The organism is Kitasatospora sp. NPDC088742, from assembly GCF_055584905.1.
This window is the reverse complement of sequence record NZ_JBVJLD010000012.1, coordinates 33925-60164: the sequence shown is the minus strand read 5'-3', so window position 1 is coordinate 60164 and position 26240 is coordinate 33925. Positions and strand designations below refer to the sequence as shown.

19 protein-coding genes and 1 tRNA gene are annotated in these 26240 nt (G+C 68.7%); 9 read left to right on the top strand and 11 right to left on the bottom strand.

Annotated features, from left to right (window positions below; genetic code table 11):
- Positions 1–11 precede the first annotated feature (11 nt).
- The 5 genes from ACZ6ZR_RS12640 to ACZ6ZR_RS12620 all read left to right on the top strand — a co-directional run bounded on the left by ACZ6ZR_RS12640 (position 12) and on the right by ACZ6ZR_RS12620 (position 4079).
- Positions 12–356: a hypothetical protein gene (locus ACZ6ZR_RS12640; protein WP_465642078.1), complete on the top strand. Its 345-nt coding sequence runs from the start codon at positions 12–14 to the stop codon at positions 354–356.
- A 213-nt stretch (positions 357–569) separates the two neighbouring features.
- On the top strand, positions 570–1439 hold the full coding sequence (locus ACZ6ZR_RS12635) for an acyl-CoA thioesterase (RefSeq protein WP_465642077.1): 870 nt from the start codon (positions 570–572) through the stop codon (positions 1437–1439).
- Between the two features lie 183 nt (positions 1440–1622).
- Entirely contained in the window at positions 1623–2411 is a 789-nt protein-coding gene (locus tag ACZ6ZR_RS12630; RefSeq protein ID WP_465642076.1) for a DUF1684 domain-containing protein, read from the top strand.
- Between the two features lie 79 nt (positions 2412–2490).
- Complete coding sequence (locus ACZ6ZR_RS12625; RefSeq protein ID WP_465642075.1) at positions 2491–3867, top strand: MFS transporter; 1377 nt, start codon at positions 2491–2493, stop codon at positions 3865–3867.
- 138 nt (positions 3868–4005) lie between these two features.
- A tRNA-Pro gene (locus tag ACZ6ZR_RS12620) sits at positions 4006–4079 on the top strand.
- On the opposite strand, the gene ACZ6ZR_RS12615 is transcribed toward ACZ6ZR_RS12620, so the two are convergent.
- Positions 4061–5401: a site-specific integrase gene (locus ACZ6ZR_RS12615; protein WP_465642074.1), complete on the bottom strand. Its 1341-nt coding sequence runs from the start codon at positions 5399–5401 to the stop codon at positions 4061–4063. The two genes, ACZ6ZR_RS12620 and ACZ6ZR_RS12615, sit on opposite strands and share 19 nt — an antisense overlap.
- 424 nt (positions 5402–5825) lie before the next feature.
- On the opposite strand from ACZ6ZR_RS12615, the gene ACZ6ZR_RS12610 reads away from it, so the two are divergent.
- Positions 5826–6962, top strand: a complete 1137-nt coding sequence (locus ACZ6ZR_RS12610; protein ID WP_465642073.1) for a Fic family protein — start codon at positions 5826–5828, stop codon at positions 6960–6962.
- A gap of 445 nt (positions 6963–7407) precedes the next feature.
- Here the strand turns inward: ACZ6ZR_RS12610 and ACZ6ZR_RS12605 are convergent, their stop codons facing one another.
- Positions 7408–9354, bottom strand: a complete 1947-nt coding sequence (locus tag ACZ6ZR_RS12605; protein ID WP_465642072.1) for a hypothetical protein — start codon at positions 9352–9354, stop codon at positions 7408–7410.
- Between the two features lie 313 nt (positions 9355–9667).
- On the opposite strand from ACZ6ZR_RS12605, the gene ACZ6ZR_RS12600 reads away from it, so the two are divergent.
- Both ACZ6ZR_RS12600 and ACZ6ZR_RS12595 read left to right on the top strand, forming a co-directional pair.
- Positions 9668–11062, top strand: a complete 1395-nt coding sequence (locus ACZ6ZR_RS12600) for a hypothetical protein (RefSeq protein WP_465642071.1) — start codon at positions 9668–9670, stop codon at positions 11060–11062.
- A 153-nt stretch (positions 11063–11215) separates the two neighbouring features.
- The gene (locus tag ACZ6ZR_RS12595; protein WP_465642070.1) at positions 11216–13429 is read left to right on the top strand and encodes a hypothetical protein; all 2214 of its coding nucleotides are present in this window, start codon (positions 11216–11218) and stop codon (positions 13427–13429) included.
- A 384-nt stretch (positions 13430–13813) separates the two neighbouring features.
- Here the strand turns inward: ACZ6ZR_RS12595 and ACZ6ZR_RS12590 are convergent, their stop codons facing one another.
- From ACZ6ZR_RS12590 to ACZ6ZR_RS12575, 4 genes are read right to left on the bottom strand one after another with little or no spacing between them, the layout of a single operon-like run.
- On the bottom strand, positions 13814–14017 hold the full coding sequence (locus ACZ6ZR_RS12590) for a hypothetical protein (RefSeq protein ID WP_465642069.1): 204 nt from the start codon (positions 14015–14017) through the stop codon (positions 13814–13816).
- Positions 14014–14826: a hypothetical protein gene (locus tag ACZ6ZR_RS12585; protein ID WP_465642068.1), complete on the bottom strand. Its 813-nt coding sequence runs from the start codon at positions 14824–14826 to the stop codon at positions 14014–14016. The genes ACZ6ZR_RS12590 and ACZ6ZR_RS12585 overlap by 4 nt, the downstream gene beginning before the upstream one ends.
- Positions 14823–16892, bottom strand: a complete 2070-nt coding sequence (locus tag ACZ6ZR_RS12580; RefSeq protein WP_465642067.1) for a hypothetical protein — start codon at positions 16890–16892, stop codon at positions 14823–14825. Before ACZ6ZR_RS12580 ends, ACZ6ZR_RS12585 begins: the two co-directional genes overlap by 4 nt.
- Positions 16889–17314, bottom strand: a complete 426-nt coding sequence (locus tag ACZ6ZR_RS12575; protein ID WP_465642066.1) for a hypothetical protein — start codon at positions 17312–17314, stop codon at positions 16889–16891. The genes ACZ6ZR_RS12580 and ACZ6ZR_RS12575 overlap by 4 nt, the downstream gene beginning before the upstream one ends.
- Before the next feature lie 581 nt (positions 17315–17895).
- Here ACZ6ZR_RS12575 and ACZ6ZR_RS12570 point away from each other — a divergent pair.
- Entirely contained in the window at positions 17896–18891 is a 996-nt protein-coding gene (locus tag ACZ6ZR_RS12570; RefSeq protein WP_465642065.1) for a hypothetical protein, read from the top strand.
- Between the two features lie 533 nt (positions 18892–19424).
- On the opposite strand, the gene ACZ6ZR_RS12565 is transcribed toward ACZ6ZR_RS12570, so the two are convergent.
- The 5 genes from ACZ6ZR_RS12565 to ACZ6ZR_RS12545 all read right to left on the bottom strand — a co-directional run bounded on the left by ACZ6ZR_RS12565 (position 19425) and on the right by ACZ6ZR_RS12545 (position 25932).
- Positions 19425–20129, bottom strand: coding sequence for a tyrosine-type recombinase/integrase (locus ACZ6ZR_RS12565; RefSeq protein ID WP_465642064.1), 705 nt, complete (start codon positions 20127–20129; stop codon positions 19425–19427).
- A gap of 24 nt (positions 20130–20153) precedes the next feature.
- A complete protein-coding gene (locus tag ACZ6ZR_RS12560) occupies positions 20154–21347 on the bottom strand; it encodes an ISAs1 family transposase (protein ID WP_465642063.1) in 1194 nt (397 codons plus the stop codon).
- A gap of 15 nt (positions 21348–21362) precedes the next feature.
- Entirely contained in the window at positions 21363–21884 is a 522-nt protein-coding gene (locus ACZ6ZR_RS12555; protein ID WP_465642062.1) for a tyrosine-type recombinase/integrase, read from the bottom strand.
- Positions 21885–22312: 428 nt separating this feature from the next.
- Positions 22313–23953, bottom strand: a complete 1641-nt coding sequence (locus ACZ6ZR_RS12550; RefSeq protein ID WP_465642061.1) for a UvrD-helicase domain-containing protein — start codon at positions 23951–23953, stop codon at positions 22313–22315.
- The gene (locus ACZ6ZR_RS12545) at positions 23941–25932 is read right to left on the bottom strand and encodes an AAA family ATPase (RefSeq protein ID WP_465642060.1); all 1992 of its coding nucleotides are present in this window, start codon (positions 25930–25932) and stop codon (positions 23941–23943) included. The genes ACZ6ZR_RS12550 and ACZ6ZR_RS12545 overlap by 13 nt, the downstream gene beginning before the upstream one ends.
- Between the last annotated feature and the right edge of the window lie 308 nt (positions 25933–26240).

Sequence of the window (26240 nt, the reverse complement as noted above, 5' to 3'; positions counted from 1 at the left end):
AGGTTCCTTCCGTGCCGGACTCCAGCGCGGGGCGTAGCGAGTACGCCGACATCATGGTCCTGATCACGCACCCCTACGGCGACGTCGAGTGCTCGCTCGACCAGTGGATCAGGACGGGCCCCGGGCCCCGGGCCCTGCTACGGCCGGCCCGGGCCTGGTCGGGCGCGACGGGCGAGGACCTGCCCATGACCGTGATCCCGCTCCGGTACCGCAACACCCGGGCCGCCCGCCGGGCGATACGGGAAGGCCGGGAGCCCAACCCCTGGCCGGGCCGGTGGGAGGTGCCGAGCGCGCAGCAGGACGACGCCTTCTTCGGCCGACGGGTGCACAGCGACCCCTACGAGGACGAACTCTAGGAAGGGCGGCCTCCTCCCCTCCCCTCCCCTCCCCTCCCCTCCCCTCCCCTCCCCTCCCCTCCCCTCACGGCCCTTGCCGACCCCTCCCGGCCACCGGAGCTGACACCGGGTGGGCGGGAATGCCCGGTGGGTGTGCAGACTTCTCGGTAGAACGTACGGAGTTCCGGGCCGGGCGGGTACGAGACGGGCCGGGCGAGAGAGGACTGGTGACCCATGGGCACCCCCGTCGACCAGCTGGTGGACCTGCTCGACCTGGAGCAGATCGAGCTCAACATATTCCGGGGGCGCAGCCCGGAGGAGGCCCTGCAGCGGACCTTCGGCGGCCAGGTGGCGGGCCAGGCGCTGGTGGCGGCGGGGCGCACGGTGGACGGCGACCGCCCCGTGCACTCGCTGCACGCCTACTTCCTGCGCCCCGGCGTGCCCGGGGTGCCGATCGTCTACCAGGTGGACCGGATCCGCGACGGCCGCTCGTTCACCACCCGCCGGGTGCTCGGCATCCAGCAGGGCCGCAGCATCTTCGCCCTGACCGCCGACTTCCACGTGCCCGAGGAGGGCGGGATCGAGCACCAGGAGACGATGCCGGCCGTGCCCGGGCCGGAGGAGCTGCCGAGCGCGCTGGACGAGGTCGGGCAGCGGCTGGGCGAGCTGCCCCCGTTCATCAGCCGCCGCCAGCCCTTCGACATCCGGTACGTGGACCGGCTGCGCTGGACCCAGGAGGAGCTGGTCGGGGTCGAGCCGCGCAGCGGGGTCTGGCTGAAGACCAACGGCTCGCTGCCGGACGACCCGCTGATCCACGTCTGCGCGCTCACCTACGCCAGCGACATGACCCTGCTGGACGCCGTCCGGGCCCCGGTCGAGCCGCTCTGGGGCGTGCGGAACTTCGACATGGCCTCGCTGGACCACGCGATGTGGTTCCACCGGCCGTTCCGCGCCGACGAGTGGCTGCTGTACCAGCAGGAGTCCCCGATCGCGCACGGCGCGCGCGGCCTGGCGCGGGGTCAGATCTACGACCGGAGCGGGCAGCTGGTGGTGTCGGTGATGCAGGAGGGCCTGTTCCGCCCGCTGGCGAGCCGCAAGGCCTGACGTTTCGTCGTGTTGCGGGGCGTGCCGCCCCGTTGCGGGATCGTGTCGATCACGCACGAGTGGAAGACCCTGGGTACGGTTCGCGTTCGACCTTGAGAACGAACGTGAGCACGAGCACGAGCCGTACCCGGTGCTCCGCCCGCCCCGCGGGCCGGGCCCGGCGACCCGAGGGAGGAAGCCGACATGACCGACACCGCCGCCCAGGAGTGGAAGCACTGGACGGAGCGCCGCACCACGAGCGTCAGCGCCCCGCACGGCGCCCTCGCCCTCACCGGCACCCACTGGCTGGAGCCCGAGCCCGCCGAGGTGCCCGGCCTGCCGGGCCGCTGGTGGGCCGCGGACGGGGCGGTGCACGTCGAGGCGGCCGCCGCCGACGGCCTGGCCGTCGAGGGGGCTGGGGGCGGGCCGGTCGACGGCACCCGCCGCCTCACCCCCGACACCTCCCCCGGCGCCGACCTGCTGACGCTCGGTGAGGTGCTGCTGGTGCCGATCGAGCGCGAGGGCGAGCTCGCCCTGCGGGTGTTCGACCCGCAGTCGGAGGGCCGGCTCTCCTTCGCCGGGATCTCCGCGTTCCCGTACTCACCGGACTGGGCGGTGGCCGCCGTCTTCACCCCGTTCGAGCAGGACGAGGACGTCCTGGTGGAGAACGCGGACGGCCGCGAGCGCCCGCTCGCCACCGCCGGGCAGATCACCTTCCAGCTGGCCGGCGAGCCGCACACCCTCACCGTCGGCCGCTCCGGCGACCAGCTCAGCGGCGTGATCGCGGACGCGGGCAGCGGCCGGGAGAGCTACCGCTTCCGCTTCGTCACCCTGCCCGCGCCGGACGCGGAGGGCCGCACCGTGCTCGACCTCAACCGGGCCTACCTGCCGCCGTGCGCCTTCGCCGACCACTTCATCTGCCCGTTCCCGCCGCCGGGGAACCGGCTGCCGCTGGTGGTCGAGGCGGGCGAGAAGCAGGTTCTGACGAAGTAGCAGGAGTTTCGCGGTCTGCTGCAGGGGCCGCGTCACCGTGACGGAAATCGTTCGTCCACGGGCTGCGGGGTGGGTGAGGATGAGGCGCGTGTCGACGCATCCCACCTCCTCGCAGTCCGTCCCGCCGCCGCCTGACGAACCGTCCGGTCCCGGCGCTCCGCCTATCGCTCCCGTCGCTCCCGTCGCTCCCAGCCCCTCCGGGCGGTGGCAGCGGCTGCGGCGGCTCGCCCTGGCCGACCTCAGCCCGCTGCGCGACCATCCCGACTACCGCCGGGTCTGGACCGGCCAGGTGGTCTCCGCCGTCGGCCAGCAGATGACCGCGGTCGCCGTCTCGGTGCAGGTGTACCGCCTCACCGAATCGAGCTTCGCCACCGGGCTGGTGGGCCTCTTCTCGCTCGTCCCGCTGGTCGTCCTCGGCCTCTTCGGCGGTGCCGTCGCCGACACCGTGGACCGCCGCCTGCTCGGGCTCCTCGGCTCCGCCGGACTCGCCGTCACCTCGGCCGTGCTCGCCGTCCAGGCCCTGCTCGACCTGCGCTCGGTACCGCTGCTCTACGCCATGGTCGCGGTGCAGGCCGGCTTCTTCGCGCTCAGCACCCCCGCCCGCTCGGCCATGATCCCCCGTCTGGTGCCGCCCCATCAGCTCCCGGCCGCCAACGCCCTCGGCAGCATGAGCATGAACCTCGGCACCACCGTCGGCCCGATGATCGGCGGCCTGCTGATCGGCGCCTCCGGCGTGCAGGCCGCGTACCTGATCGACACGGTCGCCTTCAGCGGCATCCTGTACGCGATGTGGCGGCTGCCGGCGATGCTGCCGGGTGACGGCTCCGCCTCCACCACTCGAAAGCGGGCCTCGGTCCTCGACGGTCTCCGCTTCCTGCGCAGCCGCCCCAACCTGCGCACCAGCTTCGTCGCCGACCTGATAGCGATGCTGCTCGCCTCGCCCCGCGCCCTCTTCCCCGCCATCGCCCTCACCGTCTACCACGGCGGCCCCGGCACCGTCGGCCTGCTGATGTCCGCCCCGGCCGTCGGCGCCCTGGCCGGCGCCCTCTTCTCCGGCTGGATCTCCCGGGTCCACCGCCACGGCACCGCCATCGTCGCCGGCGTCGCCGCCTGGGGCCTCGCCATAGCCGTCTTCGGCCTCTCCAGCCAACTCTGGCTCGGCCTGCTCGCCCTCGGCGTGGCCGGCTGCGCCGACTCCGTCAGCATGATCTTCCGCAACACCATCCTCCAGGTGGGCGCCCCCGACGACATGCGCGGCCGCCTCCAGGGCGTCTTCATCGTCGTCGTGGCCGGCGGCCCCCGCCTCGGCGACTTCTTCGCCGGCACCACCGCCACCCTCACCTCCCCCACCACCGCCCTCCTCATCGGCGGCCTCGCCTGCGTCGCCGCCATCCTCCTCCTCGCCGCCCGCCGCCCCGCCTTCCTCCACTACGACGCCCGCCACCCCGCCCCCTGACCTGCACGGCGCCACCACCCCCGGGCCCGGAAACCTGGCAGCGAGCACCCCTCGCAGTGCTGTATTGTTTTCCACGTCGCCGGGACACCGGGGGCAAGGTCGGAGAGCCGAAGCCGCAAGGCCGAGGCATTCGGACCACGGGACGTGGCGCAGCTTGGTAGCGCACTTGACTGGGGGTCAAGGGGTCGCAGGTTCAAATCCTGTCGTCCCGACGGTAACGTCGCAGGTCAGAGGCGGTTTTCCTGGAAACAGGAAAGCCGCCTTTGGCGGTTTTCGGACATGGAAAATCGACACATATCAGACATCGGGTCAAGTGGGTCACTTTCGGAATCGCCTGGGAATCCGATGCTTCCCCTTGGAATCCTTCGCGCAAGATGCCATCTTCGACAGATTTCGAAGACGCGGTCTCGCCTGAACCCCTTGACCGACTTCTGACGACCCGACAGCCCAACTCCCGCCGAGCACGCGCTCCCTGACGAATCGTCACTTGGCCTTTGCTCAGGAGTCCGGCGGACTGCCGAGGCTCCGACCTCATACTGATCACCCAACGTAACCATCGGCGGGGGATCCGCCCGGCTTCGCGGAGCTGTGTCACGAGGTGCTGGGTGAGCATCTCTCCGGCTTCGATGATGGCGCGGAGGTCGGGGTGAAGGTAGCGCTGAGTGGTGCTGTAGTCCCGGTGGCCGGCGATCTTCTGCAGGACGTGCGGGTCGATCCCGGCATCTGCCATCCAGGTCAGACCGGTGTGCCGTAGGTCGTGGCGACGTAGGTGTTCGTAGCCGAGTGCGTGGATGACCTCGTCCCAGTGGGTGGCGTCTCGCAGGACGGCGGTACTGATCCTGCCTCCGCGGGGGCCGGTGTAGAGGCGGGCGTGAGAGTCGCCTCGGACGGCGCGGAGGCGGCGGAGGACCAGGGGCCGGAGCGGCTCGATGATCGGTATGTACCGCGTCCGACCACCCTTCGGCAGCTTGTCGACGAGACCGCCCGGCGCAGGGGTTGTCTGATGGCGGCATGCCTGAACCCAGGAGGTGGTGTCGATGTCCTCGGCGCGGACGCCGGAGACCTCTCCGATCCGGCTCGCGGTGCAGGTAGCGTGGACAACGACGTCGCCCCACCCCCCGTAGCGGCCGTAGGACGCCTCGACCAGGGCACCGGCGAGTTCAGTGAGGGCATCCCAGTCCCGCAGCGCCAGGCTCCGGGGCTCGAGGAGTTCGTCTTCCGCTTGCTGAAGTGCCTTCTGCCATCCGACGACATGAGCCGGGGCATGCGGGATCAGCCCGTCCATGACCGCCTGGCCGAAGATGCGGTACAGCATCGCAAGCGTGTTCTTGATGGTGGAACGGCCGCATCCGTCGGCGATCCAGGCGAACGTGACGTCCTGAAGCACACCGGTGGTGGCGAGGTCGACGGGTACGTGGCCGAGGTCAGGCTCTATCCGAAGCCGCCAGCCCGCGAGATACGGCGCGTGGGAGGTGCTCTCCAGCCCGGCCAGGATCATTGGCAGACGCAGCTCCACGTACTCGGAGATCGACATCGACCCAAGTCGTGGAAGCACCGGACTCCCAGTGGCATCGGCCAGGAGCGTCAGCCACTGTGTGACCAGAGCCGGGTCGAGTCCGTTCCGGACCGCCGTGTCCAGGAACGCAGCCCATGCCTGAACCTGAGCCGGTGCAGCATCGCCGTCACGGCCAGCCCAAGATGGCTGGGCTTCGCCGACCCATCTCCCCGCCCTCGTGGAGGGGACTCTTGGCGGTCGGCTTGGATGCGCAGGGATGTCCATACTCAAGCGTCGCGCTCACCACAGCTATGACAAAAGGGCAGATCTCGACCGTCCTCGATGGGGAGCGACTACCCATCCAGCGGCCGAGTTCGAACTCGTCACAGCGAGTTGGAGCCGGGTGGTGCCCGGCCCGGAGCGCCCGCTTGATCGGATGACGTGTCAATGGTGTCATTGCGTCATGCTGTATGCGCTGCCCGTCCTGGAAGAGGCCGACCTGCGGGTCCTGTCGGAGATCGACGAGATGCGCGGCCGCCTGCGGCTGCACCTGCGCTCCCCTCGCCGGTGGGAGGGCCAACTGCGCCGCAACCTGACCGCGCGGGCCATCGCCGGCTCGAACACCATCGAGGGATACGCCGCCACCGTCCCCGACGTCGAGGACATCATGGTCGGCGAGACCCCAGTCGACGCGAGCCAGGCCGTCACCGCCGAGATCGAGGGCTACCGGCAGGCCATGACCTACATCCAGCGCCTGGCCGACGCCGGCGAGGACTTCGCCTACAGCAAGGAACTCCTCAACGCACTGCACTTCATGATGCAAGGTCACCACCTGCTCAAGCGGCCCGGCTGGTGGCGCACCGGCCCGGTGTACGTCACCTCCGCCGAAGACCCGACCATCGCCGCCTACACCGCTCCCGGCGCCGACGAAGTCCCAGCGCTCACCTCCGAGCTGACGACCTGGCTGAACAGCGGCGATCTGGAGGCCCCCGCTCTCGTGCGCGCCTCCATGGCCCACCTGAACCTCGTCTCCATTCACCCGTGGTCCGACGGCAACGGGCGGATGTCGCGTGCCCTGCACACGCTGGTCCTGGCCCGCGAAGGCGTCATGGCCCCCGAGTTCTCCAGCATCGAGGAGTGGCTCGGCCGCGCCCGCAACACCTACCGCTACTACGACATCCTCGCCGAGGTCGGCGGCCCCGTCTGGACCCCCGAACGGGACACCCGTCCCTGGGTCCGCTTCTGCCTGCGCGCCCACCACCAGCAGGCCCAGACCGTCGAACGCCAGGTCAACACCACCCGAGAGGTCTGGTCAGCCCTCGACGAAGCCGTCGAGCAACGCGGCTGGCCCGATCGAATGCTCTACGCCCTCTACCCCACCGCCATGGGCAACCGCCTGCGCCGCGCCACGTACCAAGCCGACGCGGAGCTGAGCGAGCAACAGGCCCAGCGCGACATCCGCGAGTTGGTGAAGGCCGGCTGGCTCACCGCCCACGGCGAGGCCCAGGGCCGCTACTACACCGCCGGCCCCCACCTGCCCGGCTCCATCACCCGCGGCGTACGCGAACCCCGCCCACTCCACGACCCCTACGCCCACTGACCTCGGCCCGGGTCGGTACGGTCTGGGAAGGCCCGATCCTAGGCGGCTTGTGACCCACTGCCCCGCCGTCGCGCCCGCTCACAGACCAAGCGGAGCGCGTCGGTCGGGGCGGCCCGCGACGCGCGGATGGCCGGGTAGATGCCAGCGATGATGGTCTCGGCGGTGCCGTCGGCGCCCAGGGTGTGAGGTGGCCTCAGCCATCTGACCAGCGCGGCGGTGCCTGCGGCGGCCCCAGTCGGCTATTTGAGCTCTGCTATCCCGATGTACGGACACGCACCCTGGAGGACAACAGTGATCCGGTTTCGAGAGGCGATCACTCGTCGTTCGGGACCGATCCCCAGGCATGCTGCTGCACTCCTGGTCGGCGTCACTCGTGAACGCCCCTGGACCTGCCTGCGCCCGACCAGCCAGGCATGCACTCGGCTCGCCTTCTCGCCGACATCGGTCAGCGGGACCCCGGCGGTTTCGGCCACGGGGTTCCGTGCGCGGCGGCGTTGAGGACTTCGCCGAGGCGGAGCCAGGCGGTGGGGCCGGCGTGGCTGATTGGACTGTCCGCGAAGCGCTGCCAGGCCTGGGGATCGTCGCCGAGGGCGGCTTCCACCAGGGCGAGGACGGTGGGGTGGGTGCTGCCCCGATAGCGGTGGCCGCCGACGGTGAGTGCCGTCCAGGCGGGGAGGGCAAGGACGGTCTCGCGGTCGCAGTCGGGCAGCGCGAGGACGTATCGCGCCCAGGACTCCCGATCGGAGGGGTTGCCGCCAAGCCGTCGGCGCAGTTCGCGGGTGAGGGTGTGCAGGGCCGACTTCGGGTCGGAGTGTCGGGCGAGGATGTCGGCGAAGGCCGGTTCGTCCCGGAGGCCGCCTCGCTGGGCGCAGGACAGCAGGGTCTTCTCGGTCAGCTGATCGTTGCCGGTGTGCTGGTCCAAGTACGCGGTCAGGATGCCGGGTTCGACGGCAGCGAGCTGACGGTTCGTCACTTCGGCGGGGTCGCCGAGGGCGGCGCGGCGGGTCGCGGACGGCAGGGAGAGCGGGTCGGTGACGATATGGGAGATGTCGGTGAGCAGCTTCGTGAACTGCTGGTGGTCGTTGTAGTCCTGGTGGCTGTAGGAACGGGGCTGGTTCGGGTTGCGCCGGGCGTCGCGGATCACACGCTGTACGGCAGCCCTCGTCTCGGCCGTCACCTCGGGAAGGTGCACCAGCATGGCGTGCACCCAGCGGAGGTCGGCGGCCCGGCTGATGCCGTAGAGCTTCTCCGGCTGCCAGGTGTGCAGGGCCTGCTCTGCGACCAGCGCGAACCGGCGTGCCAGGTCGGCGAGCTCGTCCGGCGGCGTACGCCATGGGTAGGGGTCGCCGTAGGAGGGCTTCGCCTCGGCGGGATCGAGGATGAGTCGCCACCGATCGTCCGCAGCGCTTTTCGCCCAGGACACCGCCACGTCACAGCCATCCTTGGCATCGAGGAGGGCATCCTCTCCCAGGTAGAGGTCGATTCCCTTACGTCCCCTGTCGCTGAGCGCTGGAAGCTCGGTGGCGAACCGCGCCCGGGCCGATTCCTCGGAGGCCCCGTCGACCACGGCTCGACAGATCCGCATCGTCAGTGCGGCATCGTCGAACGTGCTCAGGTCGGCCAGTGCGATCAGGCGGAGCAGATCGGGCTCCACCAGCCACGGAAGACCGCCGAGCAACTGCTCCTTGACGACGGAGCTCGCCTTGGTGCCGTCCGTGGCTGACACGAACCGGGCATGGCGCTCCGGTTGCTGCTCCAACACCGCCCGCCACATGCGCTTCCAGGCGTCGTACTCTGCCCAGAACCGTTCGAACCCCTTGCTGGGGCCATCGCCTTTCAGGAGTGCGCGGTCGGGGACATCGGGAAGCAGTGCGACTGCGGCGTCGAACACTCGGTCGTCGAGGTGCCCGGTTCGGAGCACCTCCTGCGCCGGGGTGCGGTCCTTCAACATGGTGGACGTGAAGTGCGGCGGCTCGGGTACCCGCCGGTGCAGTTCGGCGGCTACCGCGGCGATCAGTGCCGACGGACGGTCGGCGGTGCCGAGCATGCCGAGCCGGTAGGCGGAGCAGCCATGAAGGGCGTCCGCCAGCAGCTTGCCGTCGAAGTCGGGGTGCCCCAGGGCGAGGGCAGCCAGTTCCACGCTCGTACCGGCGAGGTAGTCGGACTCCTCCTGCCGCAGTCCCTCTGCCACGGCGGCCGCCAGCATCCAGGTCGGCGCGCTCCCGCGGAAGGGCCCGCGCAGGAGCGCCTCCAGCAACTCCCCGATCTGCCGGTCACCAGAACGGGCCTTCGCCTGCCCGGCCGCCATCAGCGCGGCGGCCGAACCGGGCTTGGCGTCGGCCGTGACGGCGATCAGGCACTCCACGGGCAACCGGTTGCCGCTGGCGGACATTGCTCTCCTCTGCGAGGCGGACTGTCACCCCATCCTGCTGCACGGCTCGGACACTTCGGCGGCCCTGGCCCGATCCGCCCGGGCCGGAAGATCGGCTCACTGATCCGGGTGGTTGAGGCGCCGAGGTCATGTACGGTACTCAGCAGCACCCGGTCCGGGCCGTCGACAGCATCGGTGGAACCAGCCGCGGCAACGACTTCACCCGTCCGGGGACTCGCCGGCAGCGAGTCCACCAGCGGAACTCCCCGTCCAGAGCGCACATTGCGCCCGCTTTTTCCGGAGTTTCCGTATGCCTGAGCGCCAACCCACTGCTGTGCCAACCGACTTCCTGTGCGAACACACCCCGAGCAAGAGCCGCGTCCTGGTGCGCGTCGGTCACAGGCGTGGCCCCGACTCCCTGCAGGCCGTCCTCACCTGCCGCCAGGCGGAACTGGCTGACCGCGCGGCCCGGTTGCTCCTCCAGGCATTGGAGTCCGCCCCGGACAGGTGGGCGGCGACCCGCGTGGACGAACTCTGCGGGCAGCTTCCTGACGCCCCGGCCGCTTCCCTCCGGCAGGCCGTGACCCGGGCGCTCTCCCGCGCCTGGCCAGTCGGCCCGGGTGTGCTCGCCACCTGGCCGGAGAAGCAGGAGAGCCAGGCCACAGCCGCGTCGGACGAGCCCGATGGGGACGACGGGGCGGACTGTGCAGCCTTCGAGCCCGTTCCGCGTCTGCGGGGCCTTCCCGGCCAGGTGGTCAGGGCGGCCGTGCTCCGGGAGTACCACATCCGCAACCGACACGCGGTGCTGGAAGCGGCGCGCGCCCAAGGATGGACGCCCGGACCAGCCGAGGAGCTGTACGCCAACGATCCGCATGACGTGGTCGGTGCCGTCATGTGGCTCACCGACGAGGACATCGAAATCGCTGGCGCCGACACCCTCACCGGCCGCGGTCAGGGAGGCTTCCTGCGCCGAGACAAGGGGGACGAGGTCGCCCGTTGGAGCCGGAACGTCGTCGTCGACTTCGGTCCCGGCTCGTCCTTGCTCATGGCCAGCCGTCCCGAGGAGCCCACCCAGGACGAAGTACCCGACTTCGCTTCGCTGTTCGCAACGGAGCCGGTGCACTGCGACGAGCCCGAGTGCGAGGACGAATCCTGCCTGTGGAGCCTGACCCCGCGCACCGCGGACATCCTCCACGGGGTGCTGTGCGAACTCGCCGACGAGGCGTACGAGGACGCCGAGGAGCTCGGCGACGGCCGGCTGGTGCCGGACGCGCACGGGGGAACCTGGGGCGTGTTCGCCCGACTGCCGAAACCCACCTACACCACGGATCACCAATGGCGACGCAGCTTCGCCCGCGCCGTGGACGACCTCGCCAACGACCTGGAACACGGCCACTGGCCCCAACCGACCTGCACCGCCGAGGAAATGGCACTGCACCTCGCCCTCGACGATGGCCGCCGCCGATGCGGCGAATTCGCCGCTGACAAGTCGTCCGGCCACGCCGAGTTGCCCGTCCACCGGGACGACTACGACTTCGGCGCCTGCACCGACATGTTCGTCCAGGACACCGACGTGCTCATGCTCTACAGCTCCCGATACGACGGCGTCGAGGACCCGAACACCGGCACCAACCAGTGGCTGGGCCCCGGAGAGCTGCGCCCGGCCGCGTGGTTCGAGCCGTTCGACAACGCCGACGCCCGCGATCCCAGGCGGGGCTTCCGCCGCTGACCCCCAAGTCGACGTGTGGGCCGGCCCACCGTGGGTGGAAATGCGCGTCGACCATGTTCGAACACGTCGTTGCGACGAGCCACTCCAGTCGTGAGGAGTGGGTTGTCGGTGCCCGCAGCTACGCTCGCGGGCCGAGACCGATAGGGGAGTAACGTGCTCGACAACGCTCTGACCGCAGATGTTCCGCTCGGGCCCTTCGCGGGCAAGCCCGTCGCCGTTCATTCGGCCACGAGCAAGAACGCCAAGTTCCACGCCACGCGGTCGTGCAGCATGCTGCGCACCCGGGAGGTCGTCACCACCGAGCTGCCGCTGAACGCAGAGACGATCGGGCGGATGTGCGCGCAGTGCGATCGATGGAGCGGTTGGGCCCGGCCCGGGACCGGGCTCGGCATCTTCCTGCGCGCGCTCGGCGGCGTGGGGTTGCTGTACCAGCTCCGCACCTACACTAGGCCCGACCAGGACGAGGATTGGGCGGACGACGAAGTGCGGGCCGCCGCGGCCCTGCTGCGTTTCGCCTCCGAGACCGCCCCGGAGGACGAGGAACCGGACGAGGAGGACGCGCAGGCGCGCGAGGACGCCGAACACCTCCGGATCAGGGTGCGCGAGGCATGGAGCGGCGCTGCCAAAAGCCTGCACCTGGCCGAGGCCGCCCTCTCGATGTTCGACTGGCTCGGTGAATGGGCCGAGCCTGCACTCGCCGCGAAGCGACAGTACCTGGAGATCCTGCGCACGCAGGCGGCGCTCTTCGTGCCGGAGAGCGGCCTGCTGGAAGCAGCAGCAGCCAGTTCCCTGGAGAAGCCCGAATTCCCGTCCGAAGAACCGGTGTTCGCTGCCCTCGGCAACCGTGCGGAAGTCGCGAAGGCCCTCGACTCCCTGTGGTCCGACTGGCAGCACCGGGCCTCTTGCAGCTGCGACCCGGCGGACGAACGCTGGCGGGTCGTGTACGGGATCACGGGGCGGCTGCGCTCCAACCGCAAGGGCTACGACCAGCTCTGCTCCGCCGTGGAGGAGTTGGTCGCCTCCTGGGAGGGTCTGGCACGGGCGGCCGTCGATGACGCCGGGGCGGAGCGGACCCGCCGGGTGACCGTTCGCCTGGCAGAAACCGTCGACGACTCCTCGGCAGGATACGAGCGGGGCTTCCTCGCCGACCTCGACGAGTGGAGCACCGGCGTACTCGTCACCTACCTCACCGACGCCGACTGGGGCCGCCGCACCCTCACACTGGACGCCCCGCGGCTCGTCGCGGACCGGCTCCTCACCTCCAGGTCCCCCTTCACCGAGTGCGGCCTTTGGCGTCCTGACCGCGCCGAACCCCGGAAGCCGGCCGTCCGCCTTACCCCTGGCGTCTTCGACGACACCCCGGTGTTCGACCGGCTACCGATCCACACGGACCACCTGCGCGCACTTAACGCAGCCCCAGTGCGAGGGGACGAACTGTGCCTGGTCTTCTCCCCGGGAGCGGGAACCGAAGTACTGCCCCTGTCGACGCTCGGGACACGAGCGGCCGCAGGATGGAACGGGACTGTGGTCGCCCGCGCCTCCGACCTACCCGAGAGCATCATCGAGCCGTGGATCGAGGAGATCGGTCCCCGGCCCACCGACGGCGAACGCATCTGGCCGCCCGCGGTCCACAACCCGTACGACCCGCAGTTCGGTGCAGACCTCGGCCACGCCGACGGTGCCCGCATGACGGCCTGGCTCGGGTACGACGAGCGCTTCAAGGAACCCGACCTACGCTGCCTGGCCATGGCCCGCGGAGCCGGAGACCTGCGGACACTCGACAGCGGCCGTGACCGCGAGTGCCGCCGCCGGACGGTCTCCACCACGGTGTGGCACGGCCTGCTCGCCGGCGCCGAGCGCCTCGGCCTCCAACCCTTCCGCGCCCCCGGCACCGATCGCTGGCGCGACGGCAGCGGAATCCCCCTGGGCGTCCTCGCCGACGTACAGGTCTACACGACCGACGCGGACCCCGGGTGGCAGCGCAAGGGCCACTCCCCGTTCTGCCAACACGCCAGGGAACGCGGCGTCCAGAAGGACGACGACCTGCTGCGCGTCGCGGACCTGCTCGCACGGAGCGACTTCGACTGGTGCAGCAAGTGCCACGGCTACGCGATCCGGCGTTTCACCGACACCCAGCTCTCCTACTACCGGGCCGCGCACCAACTCCACGGCATCGCCGAGGAACTCCGCCGCGACCCGGACAAGCCGCTCCGGACGGACCCAGAACTCCTGGCAGAGCGCCTCACCGCACTGGCCGACTGGCACCCGGAGGGCGAGGAATACTGGAACGCCCCGGAGTCGTGGCGCTGGCGTGAGATCGTCCGCGAGCTCCGCGCCTGCTTGGCGACCCGACGCCGGACAAGCTGACCGGTCCGTGCCGTAGCGGTGGAAGGGCTAATCCGTCCCCTTCCACCGTTACGACGAGTAGTCCCGGCTCTGGGACCATTTTGGGACCAGCTGTTTTGGTCGCTGGTGGACGCATACGGACGGAATTGGACATCTCTGGCCGTTGCCCCTGTTGAAGGCCCGTCAGACCATCGTCGCTGGTAGTGACTGCGGGCGGCCCGAGACCTCTGGGACCAGACGCCATGAGCGCGGATGGGCGCCAGTGGGCGGATGTGGACAATCCTGGACATCGTGACGTCTGAGCCCCCGTCACACCGAGCCACTCCCCCATGCCCCACATCAGTGGCAACTCTCGTGCAGCAACGGCGACTTGACCTCTCCACCTCCCACAGGAAGGATGCTTTTTCAGCGCCCGTTCTTGGTAGCGCCTGGTGGTTGCGGCGGCCCCTGGTGGCCGTGTGCCCGGAATCCGTCCTCGTCCCGGTGGAGCCAGACCCGGGCGTTGCGCCAGGCGGTGTCGAAGTCGATCCGGTGAGGTGCTCTGCGGACCAGGCGCCAGGCCAGCCAGCTGGTGTGGGGTGCGAGCAGCCATCGCAGGACGGTGGTCACCGCGCCGATTCCAGGCCATCCGTCCCCTGTCTACCGGGGACGGGCTCGATGGTCTCTTCCAGCACGTCGGCCAGGTCCGGGTGGCCTGCTGCCCGCATGTAGTCGGAGGTGAAGGTGACCAGAAGTCGCTGTTGGTGCGCGGTGCCGAACCGGGTGAAAAAGGTGCGGAGGATTTCGAGGACTTGGCGGTCTGACGGTTCCTCGGCAGGTGTGCGGGCCATCGACAGGAGTTGCGACAGGTGGGCGAGCGCGCCCGTGAGGCTGCTTCTGGCGCTGTCCTCGGTCAGGTTGAAGTCCTTGACCAGGTCGGCCCATGGACCGGCCTGGGGCATGGTCATCGCCGCGGCCAGCAGTGCTGGGTCGGCCAGCGTACCGGCGCGCGATCGGGCCGCTCGCAGGAACACTGCGTCTTCCAGGTCTTGCTTGCGGCAGGCCTGGACGAGCTGCGCGGTGGCTTCGACGGCGCCGCCGTCCAGGGTCACGGTGATCTCCGCGCGCAGGTCGTGATCCGGGTGGCCGGGCAGCGGGCGCGGGCCGGCCAGGTGATCGGCGAGTGCGTCCCGGGCTCCCGGAAGGTCTACCGGGTCCAGCTGGGCGGAGGTGTCGGCCGCGGCCCGGCGCAGTGTTGTCCTGATCAGCCGGGCCAGAGCTTGGTGGTCGAGCCCTGTGAGGTGGTCCGGGTAGGTGGTGGCGGTGATCTGTGCGGTGAAGGAGATGCCGGGGTGGCGGCTGGGCAGGAGCGCTGGGAAGGCGGTCACTTCTTTGCGCAGCGCCCGTCGCTGTGCGCGGGTCGTGCGGTCTCGGCTCATGGCTGCTGCGGCCTCGCGGAGGAGAAGCGGCGGGCGATCAGCTTCCGTCGGAAAGCGTTCATGGCCTTGGATTCGGTCTCGAGGTCACGGCCGACGACGACGGCGGCGATCGGGTCAAGACTGATGCGGCCGTTAACGATTCTTTCGATCAGGTCGAGGACCTGCTCTGCCGGCAGCTGTTCCTGGACGCTAGCCTCCGCCCACGCGGTGAGTCTGCTCTCACAGGTGCGGCCCATTGCCGGGTCCGACACGGCCACGGCCCAGCATGTGACCAGTTCGTCGGTCACGGACTCGTCCTGCTCAGCTGCGGCGAGCAGCAGTTGGACGGGATAGAGGTCGGCGGTGACATCAGCGAGGGCGAGGAAGGCACGTCTGCCGGCTCTGGCCCGGCTCGCTCCGTTCCCTGTTTTGATGTCGGGTGAGTTGATCCAGTCGTTGACCGCCTTCCAGGTCAGGGCTACTTTTCCGTGTTCGGTGAACAGTGCGCGAAGTGCCCGGGCGGCCTCGTCGTTGGCCACATCGTCGGTGTCACGGGCCAGAACATGGCGAAGGCGCACCAGGGCCTGGCTGGGAAAGCGCTCGGCGAAGCTTCCCCGGCATACCAGGGCGGCCACGCGGGCGACTTCCGGGTCATGGCTGGGTGCCCAGCTTTCGCGCAGTTGCTTGCGCACTCCCGCTCCCAGGACCGGGTGCTGAGCTGCGGTGGACAGCATCCGGGCGGCCGGCTCGCCACGGCTGAGAGCGGCCGTCGCCCCGCTGAGGCGGGTGTTGGGGCTGGGGAGGATGGTTCCGTCGTTGTGCTCTGCGGCGAGTTTGGCGAGCAGGTCCGCGATGGCGTCGAGCCGCTCCGCTCCGATCTGTCCCGGTCGTGTGATGCGGGCGATCCATTTGCGGATGGGTTCCTGTGCTTCGCCGAGTTCGGTCCACACATAGCGGAATGCCGCGTATCCATACCCTGGGCGGTGGGCGAAGGTGACCCTGTTATCGGTGGTGCTCGCTTCGGCGGCGTGCAGCCGGCTGCCCAGGGCCAGACCGGACAGCGCGTTGCGGACGCTGGTATCCGCCTTGTCACCGAGCAGGGTGCGGGCCACCTGGTTCACCTGCGCGGGTGTGGAGCCCTCCGCGATGATCGCGGCGAGCAGCAGGGCCCGATCTTCGGGCCGCTCGGTGGTGTCGGCGAAGAAACGGGCGATGCGCTCGTGCCACCCGGTGAAGCGCTCGATCGCGGCCGCCAGTTCCTCCTCGTTTTCAGCAGCAGCCGCCAGCCTGGCCAGTTCGGCGGCGTCCTCGGGCTGCATGCCGTCGGTGACCAGCGCCGCGAGGTCCTGCTCGCCCTCCTTCACCTCGTATCCGGGCCGCAAGCGCTCGGCCAAGGTCGCGCGTTCGTGGAGGAAGGTCAGGTGCGAGCCGACCAGGCTTCGGGGCGCTGCGGGGCGGGCGCGGGCCACGATGTTCGCCCCGGTCCCCGAGGTGGGCCAGCCGTCCTGGTCGGCGATGACGATCAGGCAGGAGCCGGCCTTCGCCAGGAGGCGGCCGTGGTCAGCGAGCTTGGCGGGCATGTCCTTGGGCCAGTCCGCAGTCTCGTCGCGTACGTCGAGCAGGTAGCCGCGGTGGGCGTCGACGGGGAGCAGGCCCACGTCCGGCGGGTCCCAGTCCGGCGTGATCTGGCGCAGCCGCAGCGGTGGGAGGCGCTGCTGCTTGGCGTGGCGGTTCAGCAGGACCAGGGCCCGCACTGCGGCGGCGTGGCGGCCACTGCCATCCGGGCCGGTGACGACCGCCAGGCCGCCGCCGGCCTGGAGGATCTTGAGTAGGTCTTCCGCTGTGGTGATCTCCTTGCCGTCGACGCCGGTTCTCACCCAGGCCTGGCGCACCGCCGCCACCACGGCCGGCTCGGCCTCGCGGTCGGGCAGGAGTTCCTTCTTGTGGACGTTGATCACCGCGACCACGCTGGCACTGCCGGTTGCCTGTGCTTGGAGGATCACCGCGTGCTCGTTGCCACAAGCGCTCAGGTCGCCGGCCGGTGCCTGCGGTTCGAGGGAGAGCGGTTGTGAGTGCTCCTGCGTCACAGCCGAGGCCCGCCTGTGGCGGTGATCGAGCCCTGGCCCGTGTGCACGTTCCCGCCAGCCTGGATGATCACGCTGGAGGTGTTGTTGTTCGCGGTCATCCCCGTTCCCGCTCGCTCGCCCGCCCCCCAGGAGGCGAGAAGGTCCTCGAGCTCGGCCGCCGAGTCCTGATGACGCGCGAGATAGTCACCGAGCTGCCAGAAGGAGCGGCGGCGCAGGGCCTCCTGTGAGCTCTCGTCGTCCGGGTCGTCCTGCTCGATGGCTCCGTCGAGCTCGGCCAGCCGCCGGTCGACGTCGGCCGGGTCGTCACGCCGCATGAAGGCGCCGATCCGCTCACGGACCAGCGCCCAGCCGGACACCGCCACCTCCGCGGCCAGTGCCTCCGAGGCACGCGTCGCCAAGTCCGTCACATCGATGTCGATCACTTTCGTCCCCCACTGCTCCTGCGGCCCGCGACTGGGCGCGCCCCGAAAGAATGCGAACGATGTATGACGTCGCACAAGCGGAACGTGTACATAGGCTGATTCTCACCCCCTCCCCGCTGCCCGTTTTCCGCTCTGGGCCATTCCCGTTCGATTCTGCTGCGAGAGCCTGCCACCTCTCTGGTCCTAGTATCCGGGCTGGCATCGAAGATCGGTGTTCGATACGAGGCGGGTGGAGGGGTCATCGCCGCCGGAAGGCCGGGGTGGCGAGTTCCTGACGGTCCGGGATTCGCGGTCCGTCAGGTTCGAAATCCACGCATTCCCCCCACCGCGTTCCGCGCTGATGTCTCCGCCAGCCGTCATCGTCGGTTTCGGCCGCCGCCGGCCCATGGTTGCGGCACTCTTGGTCATCGACCACGCCGACTCTGGGGGAAGCCAGTGGACACATACGACCCGACATACCCGGCCGGGGGCCGGGCCTGCCTTCGGCGCCTGAGGACGGGCCGGCCCATCGGGCGGATCGCGGCACGAAGGCGCGCCTGCCCGTGCCGCCCACCGCATGGCCCGGCCGACGGAGTCGGCGCATGAGCGCGGTGCAGGACCTGAGGCCCACGGCGGCGCCGGCACGCACGCGGCGACCGCGCGGGTGGCTACGGCGATGGTTGCGGGTCGCGGTGTCGGCCCCCGGAGGACCGGCCGCGCGCAAGCTCACCCTTAAGGCGCAGGCGGCGCTGGACGCGGTGGCGCCGGGCCGGCGGATCTCGGGGCGGCTGCGCAAGGAGATCCGCACCGCTCACGCGCTCCTGCCCTGGTTCGCGTTCCTGTCCTTCGGGTCGATGTTCCTGGGCCTTGGCCTCTTCCGGATCGAACTTGGCCTGGTGAAGGAATCCGGACTCTTCGAACGGCTCCTGGCGTTGGAGAGCCGCCTGTTCGCGGTCTTGGCGGCGGCGTTGCTGTACGGGATGCTCTTCCTGGCCGTGTGGTTCACCCGGCGGCTCTCCCATGCCCTGGTGAGCACCTTGGACGGGAAGTGGAACTCCCACCGAACCCTGAACCCGCTCCTTCGCGCACTCGCCGCGTGTTCCGCGCCGGAACGGACCGACGACCTCCCCCAGTTGCTGCGGCGTGCGGAAGGGGTCGTGCGGCGGGCCCGGACGCGGCGCGGCACGGTGCCGCGCTTCTCCCACCGCCAGCGGGCTCTGCGCGACCATGCGGGGCGGGTGGTCGCCGCGGTTCGGGCGGCCGAGGCCGGGCTGGACATCGACCCTGACCTCGCCCGCTGCGACCTGGCGACCAAGCTGCACTCGATCGCGGAGGCCTACGCCGAAGGGCGGCTGGGCGCACTGCTGCCGACCTCGGACCTGAAGGGCGTCGAGCCGGTGCGGGGCTTCGAGACCGTGCGCCTGGTCGCCCTCGCCGCGGCCTACCCCGCACTCACCTGGACCTCGAGCACGGTCGGCCTGACCGGTGACGTGCAGGTCCAGACCGTGGGCGTCGGCATGCTGATCGCCGCTGTCACGCTGTTCGGCCGCCGGGCCCTGGAGATGCTCCAGCGGGTCATGGCCGCGTTTGTGCGCTGAACCCCACCCCGCAGGGTGCCCGGTACCGCGCCAAGGGCCGTAGCGGGTGCGTCGATGGGAGTCCGCTGCGGGCCGGGCCCTCACTCCCGCCGGTGGGCTTTCAGCGATGTAGCGGGCGGTGGCCTGGTAGCCGTTGGCGCTGGGGGTCAAGGGGTCGCAGGTTCAAATCCTGTCGTCCCGACTTGCATCACTGCAGGTCAGAGGCCGTTTCCGCCGGATGGCGGAGACGGCCTTCGTGGTTGGTGGTCGTAGTGTGGTCGTGAACGCTCGTTCACGTGGCGCGCTGAGGGCGCGTCCTGTGCTCGAGAGAGCGCCTTGGGGTGAGTACTCCCTCCTCGGTCAGCGAGTTGAGCGCGGCTGACAGGCCGATCGGACGCGGTCAGCGTCGGAGCGACTTTGATTTCTCTGTGGGCGGGCATGCCTGTGAGACCTGCGGCATCTGCTTGCGAGTGGTTGCTTGAGTGGACGTCAGCTGTTGTCCGGCTACCCGGTGTTCCGTGCGCCCTTGCCCGGGGAGTGCGGCTGCGTATCCGTCAGGCGGCGTGGCTGAAGAGCGGGTTCGGTGCGGGGCCGCCGAGGGCGAGGGCGTCAATGCCGTGCGTGCGGGCTTCGACGAGGCGAATCCTGGCTTCGATGGTGTGAACCGCTGCCATCGCCACTTCCCAGGTCAGGTGGCTGTAGATGTTCGCGGTGGTCGACAAGGTGGAGTGCCGCAGCGTCTTGGAGATGACAGCCATGGAGACGTTGCCCTCCAGGGCGAAGGTCGCGGCGAGGTGTCGCAGGTCGTGGACGGTCACGTGGGGCAGGCCGGCCTGCTCGCGCAGCTCGTGGAAGCGACGGCGGACCGCGGCCGGGTGAAGGGGCTTGCCGTCTGCGCTCTGGAAGACGTGGTCGTTGTCGGTGGAGGTGCTCCTGGCCATTGCGCGCTGGAGGGCGGCGGCGACGCGCTCCGACAGGGGCACCCAGTTGCGGCTCTTCATGGTCTTGGGTGCGGTGAGGACGAGTTCGTGGTTGTCGATCGCGGAGAGGGTGTGGCGGATGTACATGACCCGGTCGTCGATCCGCACGCACCGGCGTTGGAGGCCGAGTGCCTCTCCCTTGCGCAGGCCGGTGCCGATGATGACCTCGAAGAGGTCGGCGAAGGCGGGGTCTACGCCCCGACAGTGGGTGAGGAAGGTGACGGCCTGCTCGGCGCTCCAGGGCACGCGTTCGTCGGCGCGGGGCCAGGGCTTCGGCAAAGTTGCGGGATGTCCGGTTCGTGATCATGTGAGCCCGAGGAGGGCAAGCGGTCGCTTCGGTTCTCTTGCGTTGCATCGGAGGGCGGTGGCGATGTTGCGGACTCCTGCGAGTCGGAGGGCGCCGATGGCGAGGTTGCGCCAGGTGGCCATGGCTCGGGGCGCGTTGCCGGTGCGGAGTTGGGAGGCGTCCTCGGCGAAGGTCACGTCCCGGATGTGGTGGAGGGCTTCGATGGTCCAGTGGCCGCGGATGAGGGCGGCGAGCTGGGCGGGGGTGGCCCGGTCGGCGGTCAGGCTGGTGACCGCGTAGATCGTCTTGATGGTGACCTTGCCGGTTTTGCGGTTCGTTCGGCGGCGCTTGAGCTGGACTGCCTGTGCCGCGTGCGGGAAGAGCAGGTTGCTCACGGTGGCCGCCTTGATGCGGCGGATCTCGCCGCGGCCGTGTCCTGTCTCCCGGGTGCGGTCCTGGAGCGGGATCGCGTTCCAGGGAAGGGACTTGAGCTGTTTGCGGAGCTTCTTCTGGTTGCCCTTGACGATCACGATGTAGTGCGCGGACCGGCCGGCGACCAGGTAGTCGGCGTGCTCGCGCTGGGTGTGCATCGCGTCGCTGGTCACCACGGCGCCGGCGAGACCGGCGACGGTGTCCAGGAGCGGCTGGAAACAGGTGATCTCGTTCGTCTTCTCGCCGACGTCGAGTTGGGCGAGGACAGTGCTGGCGGTGTGGTCGAGGGCGGCGAGCAGGTGGATCTTTCGGCCGTGTGCGCGGGCGGCGCCGCGCAGGCTCTTGCCGTCCACTGCGATCGCCCGCAGGGCTGTGGCCTGCGGTTCCTTCAGCTGACGGTCGGTGAGCCAGCTGCCTACGGCGCGATCGAGCGCATCAGCGTCGATCCGGACCAGGACCCGGCGGATGGTCGCCTCGCCGGGCACCTTGTGACGCGTGATCAGCGGATCGTGCCGGGCTCCCAGCGCGAGGAGTACGTCGCGCGGAGCATCGGCGGCCCACTCGCTGATCGCCAACAGCGAGGTCGCGCCGGCCAGTACAGCGGCTGCGGCCAGGGCGAGCACGTGGACCAGGGCGTGCCGGACCCCGCGGGGGTCGCGCGGGTCGGGGACTTCGGCGAGGCGTTCCAGCAGGCCGGGGAGTTCGTCGAGTCCGGCCGACAGCTGGTCGCGGAGTTGGTCAAGAGCAGGCGGGATCGGTGATGATGTGGCGGCAGGCACGGTCTTCCATCGGGATCACGGGGCGTCGAGAACTCCATGATCTTGGAAGTCCGTGCCTGCTTCACGTCCGAACTGGTCCACCCGCCGCAGACCGTGACCAATCGGACGATCCGTCACTTTGCCGAAGCCCTGGGCGCGGGGCCGGCGCATGGGCAGGGGCTGGGCCGCGTTGAAGGGGAGCCGGTGGGTGCGCACGGCGGTACCCAGGGCGCTGGAGAGCGTGGCCAGGCAGTGATAGACGGCTTGGCGGCCGCGGCCGGCCTCGAGCTGTTGGTACGTGTAGGCGGCGATGTGGTCGTGGGCGAGCTCCTCCAGGCGCAGCTTGCCGAACACGGGGATCAACTCGCAGAGCACGTAGGTGCGGTGGCGGGCGTACGTAGTTGGCTTAAGCAGGAACTCCATCGACTTCAACCACTTGGTCAGGTAGGCGGCCACCGTTTCGTGCGGGTCGGCGTCGAAGCCCAGCAGGCGCCCTTCGAGGAAGCGGCGCAGCGCGCTCTCGGCGGCGAAGTCGTCCTCGAAGCCACCGCGGCGCACTGTGCGCCTGCGACCGCTGAGCGAGGGGATGTCGACGGCGAAGGACCACGTGCCGTGCCCCTCGTCGGCAAGGCGCGGACACCCGGCCCCGAGCTGGCGCCGATCCGTGTCACGGCATCCGCACCGACGGTAGACCCGGCCCCGCCGCCGTCCTGAACTGCGCACTTTCTTCTGCCTCCTGCGGTCCTGCTCCTCGATCAGCCCGCGAGGCTACAGATCCCGCGTCCGGATGGCTTGCCGCGACCACCATGCGATCACCAACACGGAATCACCGCTCTGACCTGCGACTTTCGGTGAACACCCGCAAGTGCTCACAACCGGCAGAGCGCCCGTGTGAGAGCTACCGCACAAGAAGTGAATGGCCAGCACACAGGCGGTTGACTGCGCTCATCCCCGAACGTGCGCTTCGAGTCGACGTTTGAGGCCAGCTACGGGATGATCGTCGCCCCCGCAAACCACTTCTCAGCAACGGCGGCGGCTTCAGAGGGTAGGTCTGACAGGAAGACGACGGCGAGATTGTTTACGGCTCGCGAACAACAGACGTAGAACAGGTTGCGGGAGCGTTCGGTGCGTTCGGGCTTGTCGGTGCCAGCCATCATCTTGCCGATGCTGTACTGCGTCCAGGCACCGTCTTCGACGAGGACGACGGCGTTGGGGAACTCATCGCCCTTGACTCCGTGCTGGGTTGAGAACGGGGTACGCTCGTCCCGGAAGCGGCAAAGCGAGATCATCTCCTGATAGCTGACCGAGCGTAGGCGGCGAGCAAAGTCAGCTCGCTTTTGGTCGGCTTCGTCGAGGTTGCCGCGGTCAAGGTTGCGCTCAATCACACGGATCTTCGCAGGCTTGCGGAGGAGGTGTCTGTCCGCCACGAAGTCGACAACGTCCCCGATGGTGCCAGCGTCTCGTAGCTGGTCGAGCTCTCGGAGTGTGGCCGTCATCTCGGCCTTCTGCACATGTCGTGTCACGCGCGTGCCGGCCAAGCCCAGGAGCCGGTTCAGTTCGCCAAAGTCCTTCTCCTCGTAGGCATGTGAGACTTCCTCGATGTCGCGGGTGTACTGCGCGTAGGGCTCGCTGGCCTCCATCAGGTCGTCGCGGCCGAAGGAGCCGCGCGTGGCGTACGTCTCGAGGAGATTCGCATAGTCCAGGGTTCCGGCGATTCCGCGATGTGTCAGCTGGAGGTACTTGGTGTTCTGCTCCGTCCACCCCTTCGCGGCCAGGGTGGTGCGGACTATGGCCAGCCGTTCGGCTGCAGTGGGAATTGTGCTGTTCACGAAAAGGTAGACCTCGCCGTCGCGCGGTGGTTCGGCGACGTGCTGTTGCAGCTCTGGTCTGATGTGGTTGAGCACGGTGATGACGGGCTGAGAGCACCGGTAGTTCTCAAACTTGGTGATGCGCGTCAGCCGCTGGTCTTCAACCTTCCCGATACCCGTTCGGTAGATCTTCTGCATGGAGTCCCCGAACAGGCCGACAACGCAGGCCTGCCTACGGAGGCCGACCAGATGATCGAGGAGGATCTTGATGGTCGTCTGTGCGGTGTCCTGGTACTCGTCGACAAAGATCACCGGAAATCGGTCGGTGATGACCCGGGCCAGCTTCGGGTAGGAGGAGACCATCCGGTATGCCAGAGCCAGCACGTCGTCGTGACTGATCTCGCCCTCACCGAACCGGCGCCCGCGGTCTCTGTAGGTGATCTTCACATCGAGGGCGAGAAGATCGTCGAGTCCGGGAGTTGGCGTGCGCAACGTCTTGTTATGGGCAAGGAGTTCGATGCGTAGCTGGTGCTGGAAGCTCTGGATCACGCTCCAGAGGAACTCGTGGATCGTACCGACGTAGACAAGCGGGTCATCAGCGATGCGTTCACTGATCTGCCGCTTGGCCACATTGGTGTACGTGATGCAGGCGATACGGCTGCGGTTCTGCGCCAGCCCCGTTCGGCGTGTACTCAGCAGGTGGCGGAGCCCGTGCACCAGGGCGGTCGTTTTGCCGGATCCGGCGCCAGCCTCGACGAGGAAGCTCTGGTTGGCATCGAGGGCTGCCTCGATCTGTGCGTGAGTGGTCAGCTCAGCCACTGGAGCCCCTCCCGAATGTAGCGGGGCACGGTCCAGTCCTCCAGGAGCATCACGTCGAAGGCAAAGTCAGTCTTCTTTCTGCCGAGCTTCTTTGCGATGGCCAAGGCGCCGGCCTCGATGTCGGCCGCAGGCAGCCCGTTGCCGCGCTTATCGGTGAAGACGTAAGCCAGTTCGAGACTGCTGCCGTTCCTGGCCAGAACCTCGGCGTTGGCAAGGATGAAGGCGTCCTCGAAGCTACGTCCGCACGGGCCGTCGTCGCGCTCAGGCACTTGATAGGCCACACGCACGTGGTCGCGTGACTTGCTCACGGCGTCGAGTTCGAGCAGTGTTCTGACGCTCTTCTCTCCTGGCAGCCACTGCTTGAGTGTGCTGTTGGATGTCTCAGCATCGGCCACATCGGTCGGGCATGCACGCCCCCTGTCGTTGGGGTCGACGGAATCGAGGTCGGTCACGATCAGCGTGGGCACGCCAAGGAAGGCAAGCAACTCGCGGAAGCGGACCGCGTAGGCATCGCCAACTTCGACCACGGATATGTACGTGCTCAAGAGCGCTGGCGCGCAGCGCCGGATCATCTCGGGAAGGAGCAGCCGCTCAGCAGTACCTTCGATCAAGATGACCTTGTCGGCGAAAAACATGTCACAGCGCTGGAGCATCATGTACTGCTGCAGGAAGCGGAGAGTTCCCTCGCCGTCAGGTTCAGCTTGCACACGGTGCCGGAACTCGGACAGGTCCTTGATGGTGACGCTCGCGGCGGTCGAGTCGAAGTACCGCACGCAGGAGAACCCACCGCTGGCAACGATGTGTGACGAGTGAGTGGTGATAACCACCTGAACGTTCCAGGCCAGGCGTTCCTTGATAAAGGCCCGGATGTTCCTGATGAACGTCTCCTGCATCTGCGGATGCAGGTGCGCCTCCGGCTCCTCGATGAACAGGATCTGCAAGGCCGGCCTCGGGCTCTCGCGCAAGTACGCTTGATGGAAGCCGACGATCTGCAAGATCGTGAAGATGAGCTTGCTGTACCCCAAGCCGTTGTGACCCTCAGGAAGGTGGATCCCGTGCTCCCCCGATGGGTACTGGATCCGTGTACTCCCCCTCATCAGTCCGGCGCCCTCGATCAACGACACGACTCGCGGACGCTGCACCGGTGCGATGGTGTCGACACCGAACGTCTGGAGGGAGGCGAAGAGGGGCTCGAAGAGCTCCTCGTAGTTGTCGTCGAGCTCCTTGGATGCCGTGGCGAGAGCAGCCTCGATCTTCGCAATGCTGAGGTTCTGACCGTCAATGTCACTGTTGGCTCTGTAAAACGCTTCGAAGGTCCTTGAGAGGTTCCGCGTGTTGTCGGCAGGGGTGTCGTCGAACTTGTTCTGCGCATAGATGAACTTGACGGACATGATGCTCACGGCGACGGCGCGCGGAATCGATAGGCGCTGCTCGGACGCTTCGACCGCGCTCACGGCCCAGTAGCTGATGACGAAGTACTTGCCAAAGTTCCTGCGTAGGAACCTGTCCAGGTCGAAGCCCGCGTTTTTGCTGGCCGCATACAGGTCTGCGAGGAAGCCTTGAGGGCTGGCCACCGAAACAGTCGATTCGATCTTGACCTCGAAGCAGTCCTCGTCCAGGTCGATGATCAGGTCGGCGATCGGCGCCAGGTCTTCGTCGTCGCTGTACCTGATGGTTGCCGTGAGCCGGATTTCCGGCAGCAGTCCCATGGCCTCCGCCAGCAAGGTTTCGGCTTCCTCGTTCTCGCCGGCGTCACGTCGCGCCTCGGAGTCACCGAAGGTGCGAAGAGCTGTCTTGATGTCCGCGATCCGAGGCGTCGAGAAGTCTTCCAAAACGAACTTCGCGTCGTCGCCGAAGAACTTCTCGAAGAGGTTGACGAAGGACGTCTTGCCGCTGTTGTTCCGCCCGACAATCAAGGTCGCGAGCTCGTCCAGTCGTACCTCCACCTCCTGCTCCAACGCACGGAAGTTGGTGATCACGACACTCGCTAGCAACACTGCGCACCCCACAGTTCGGCCAGGCCATCACCCGACAGTGTGCGACTCGCATCTGCCCCGGGCGTATCAAAGGAAGTATCGGGCAACGGGGTGCCGTACGGCTCTGCTTCTGCCCAACTGGGAGCACGCGTTCGCATGAGTGCCAGGAAGGAGTCCGCAGGCTCAGGCGGTCACGCTCCGTGGTGCGGCCACGGCCATAGTCAGGTTGGAGGCTGGCGCCTTCGCCGTATCAAGCCTAGGCCGAGTACGCAGGCCCCTCGAGGTGGCGGCGCCCCCACCCCTTATGCTGA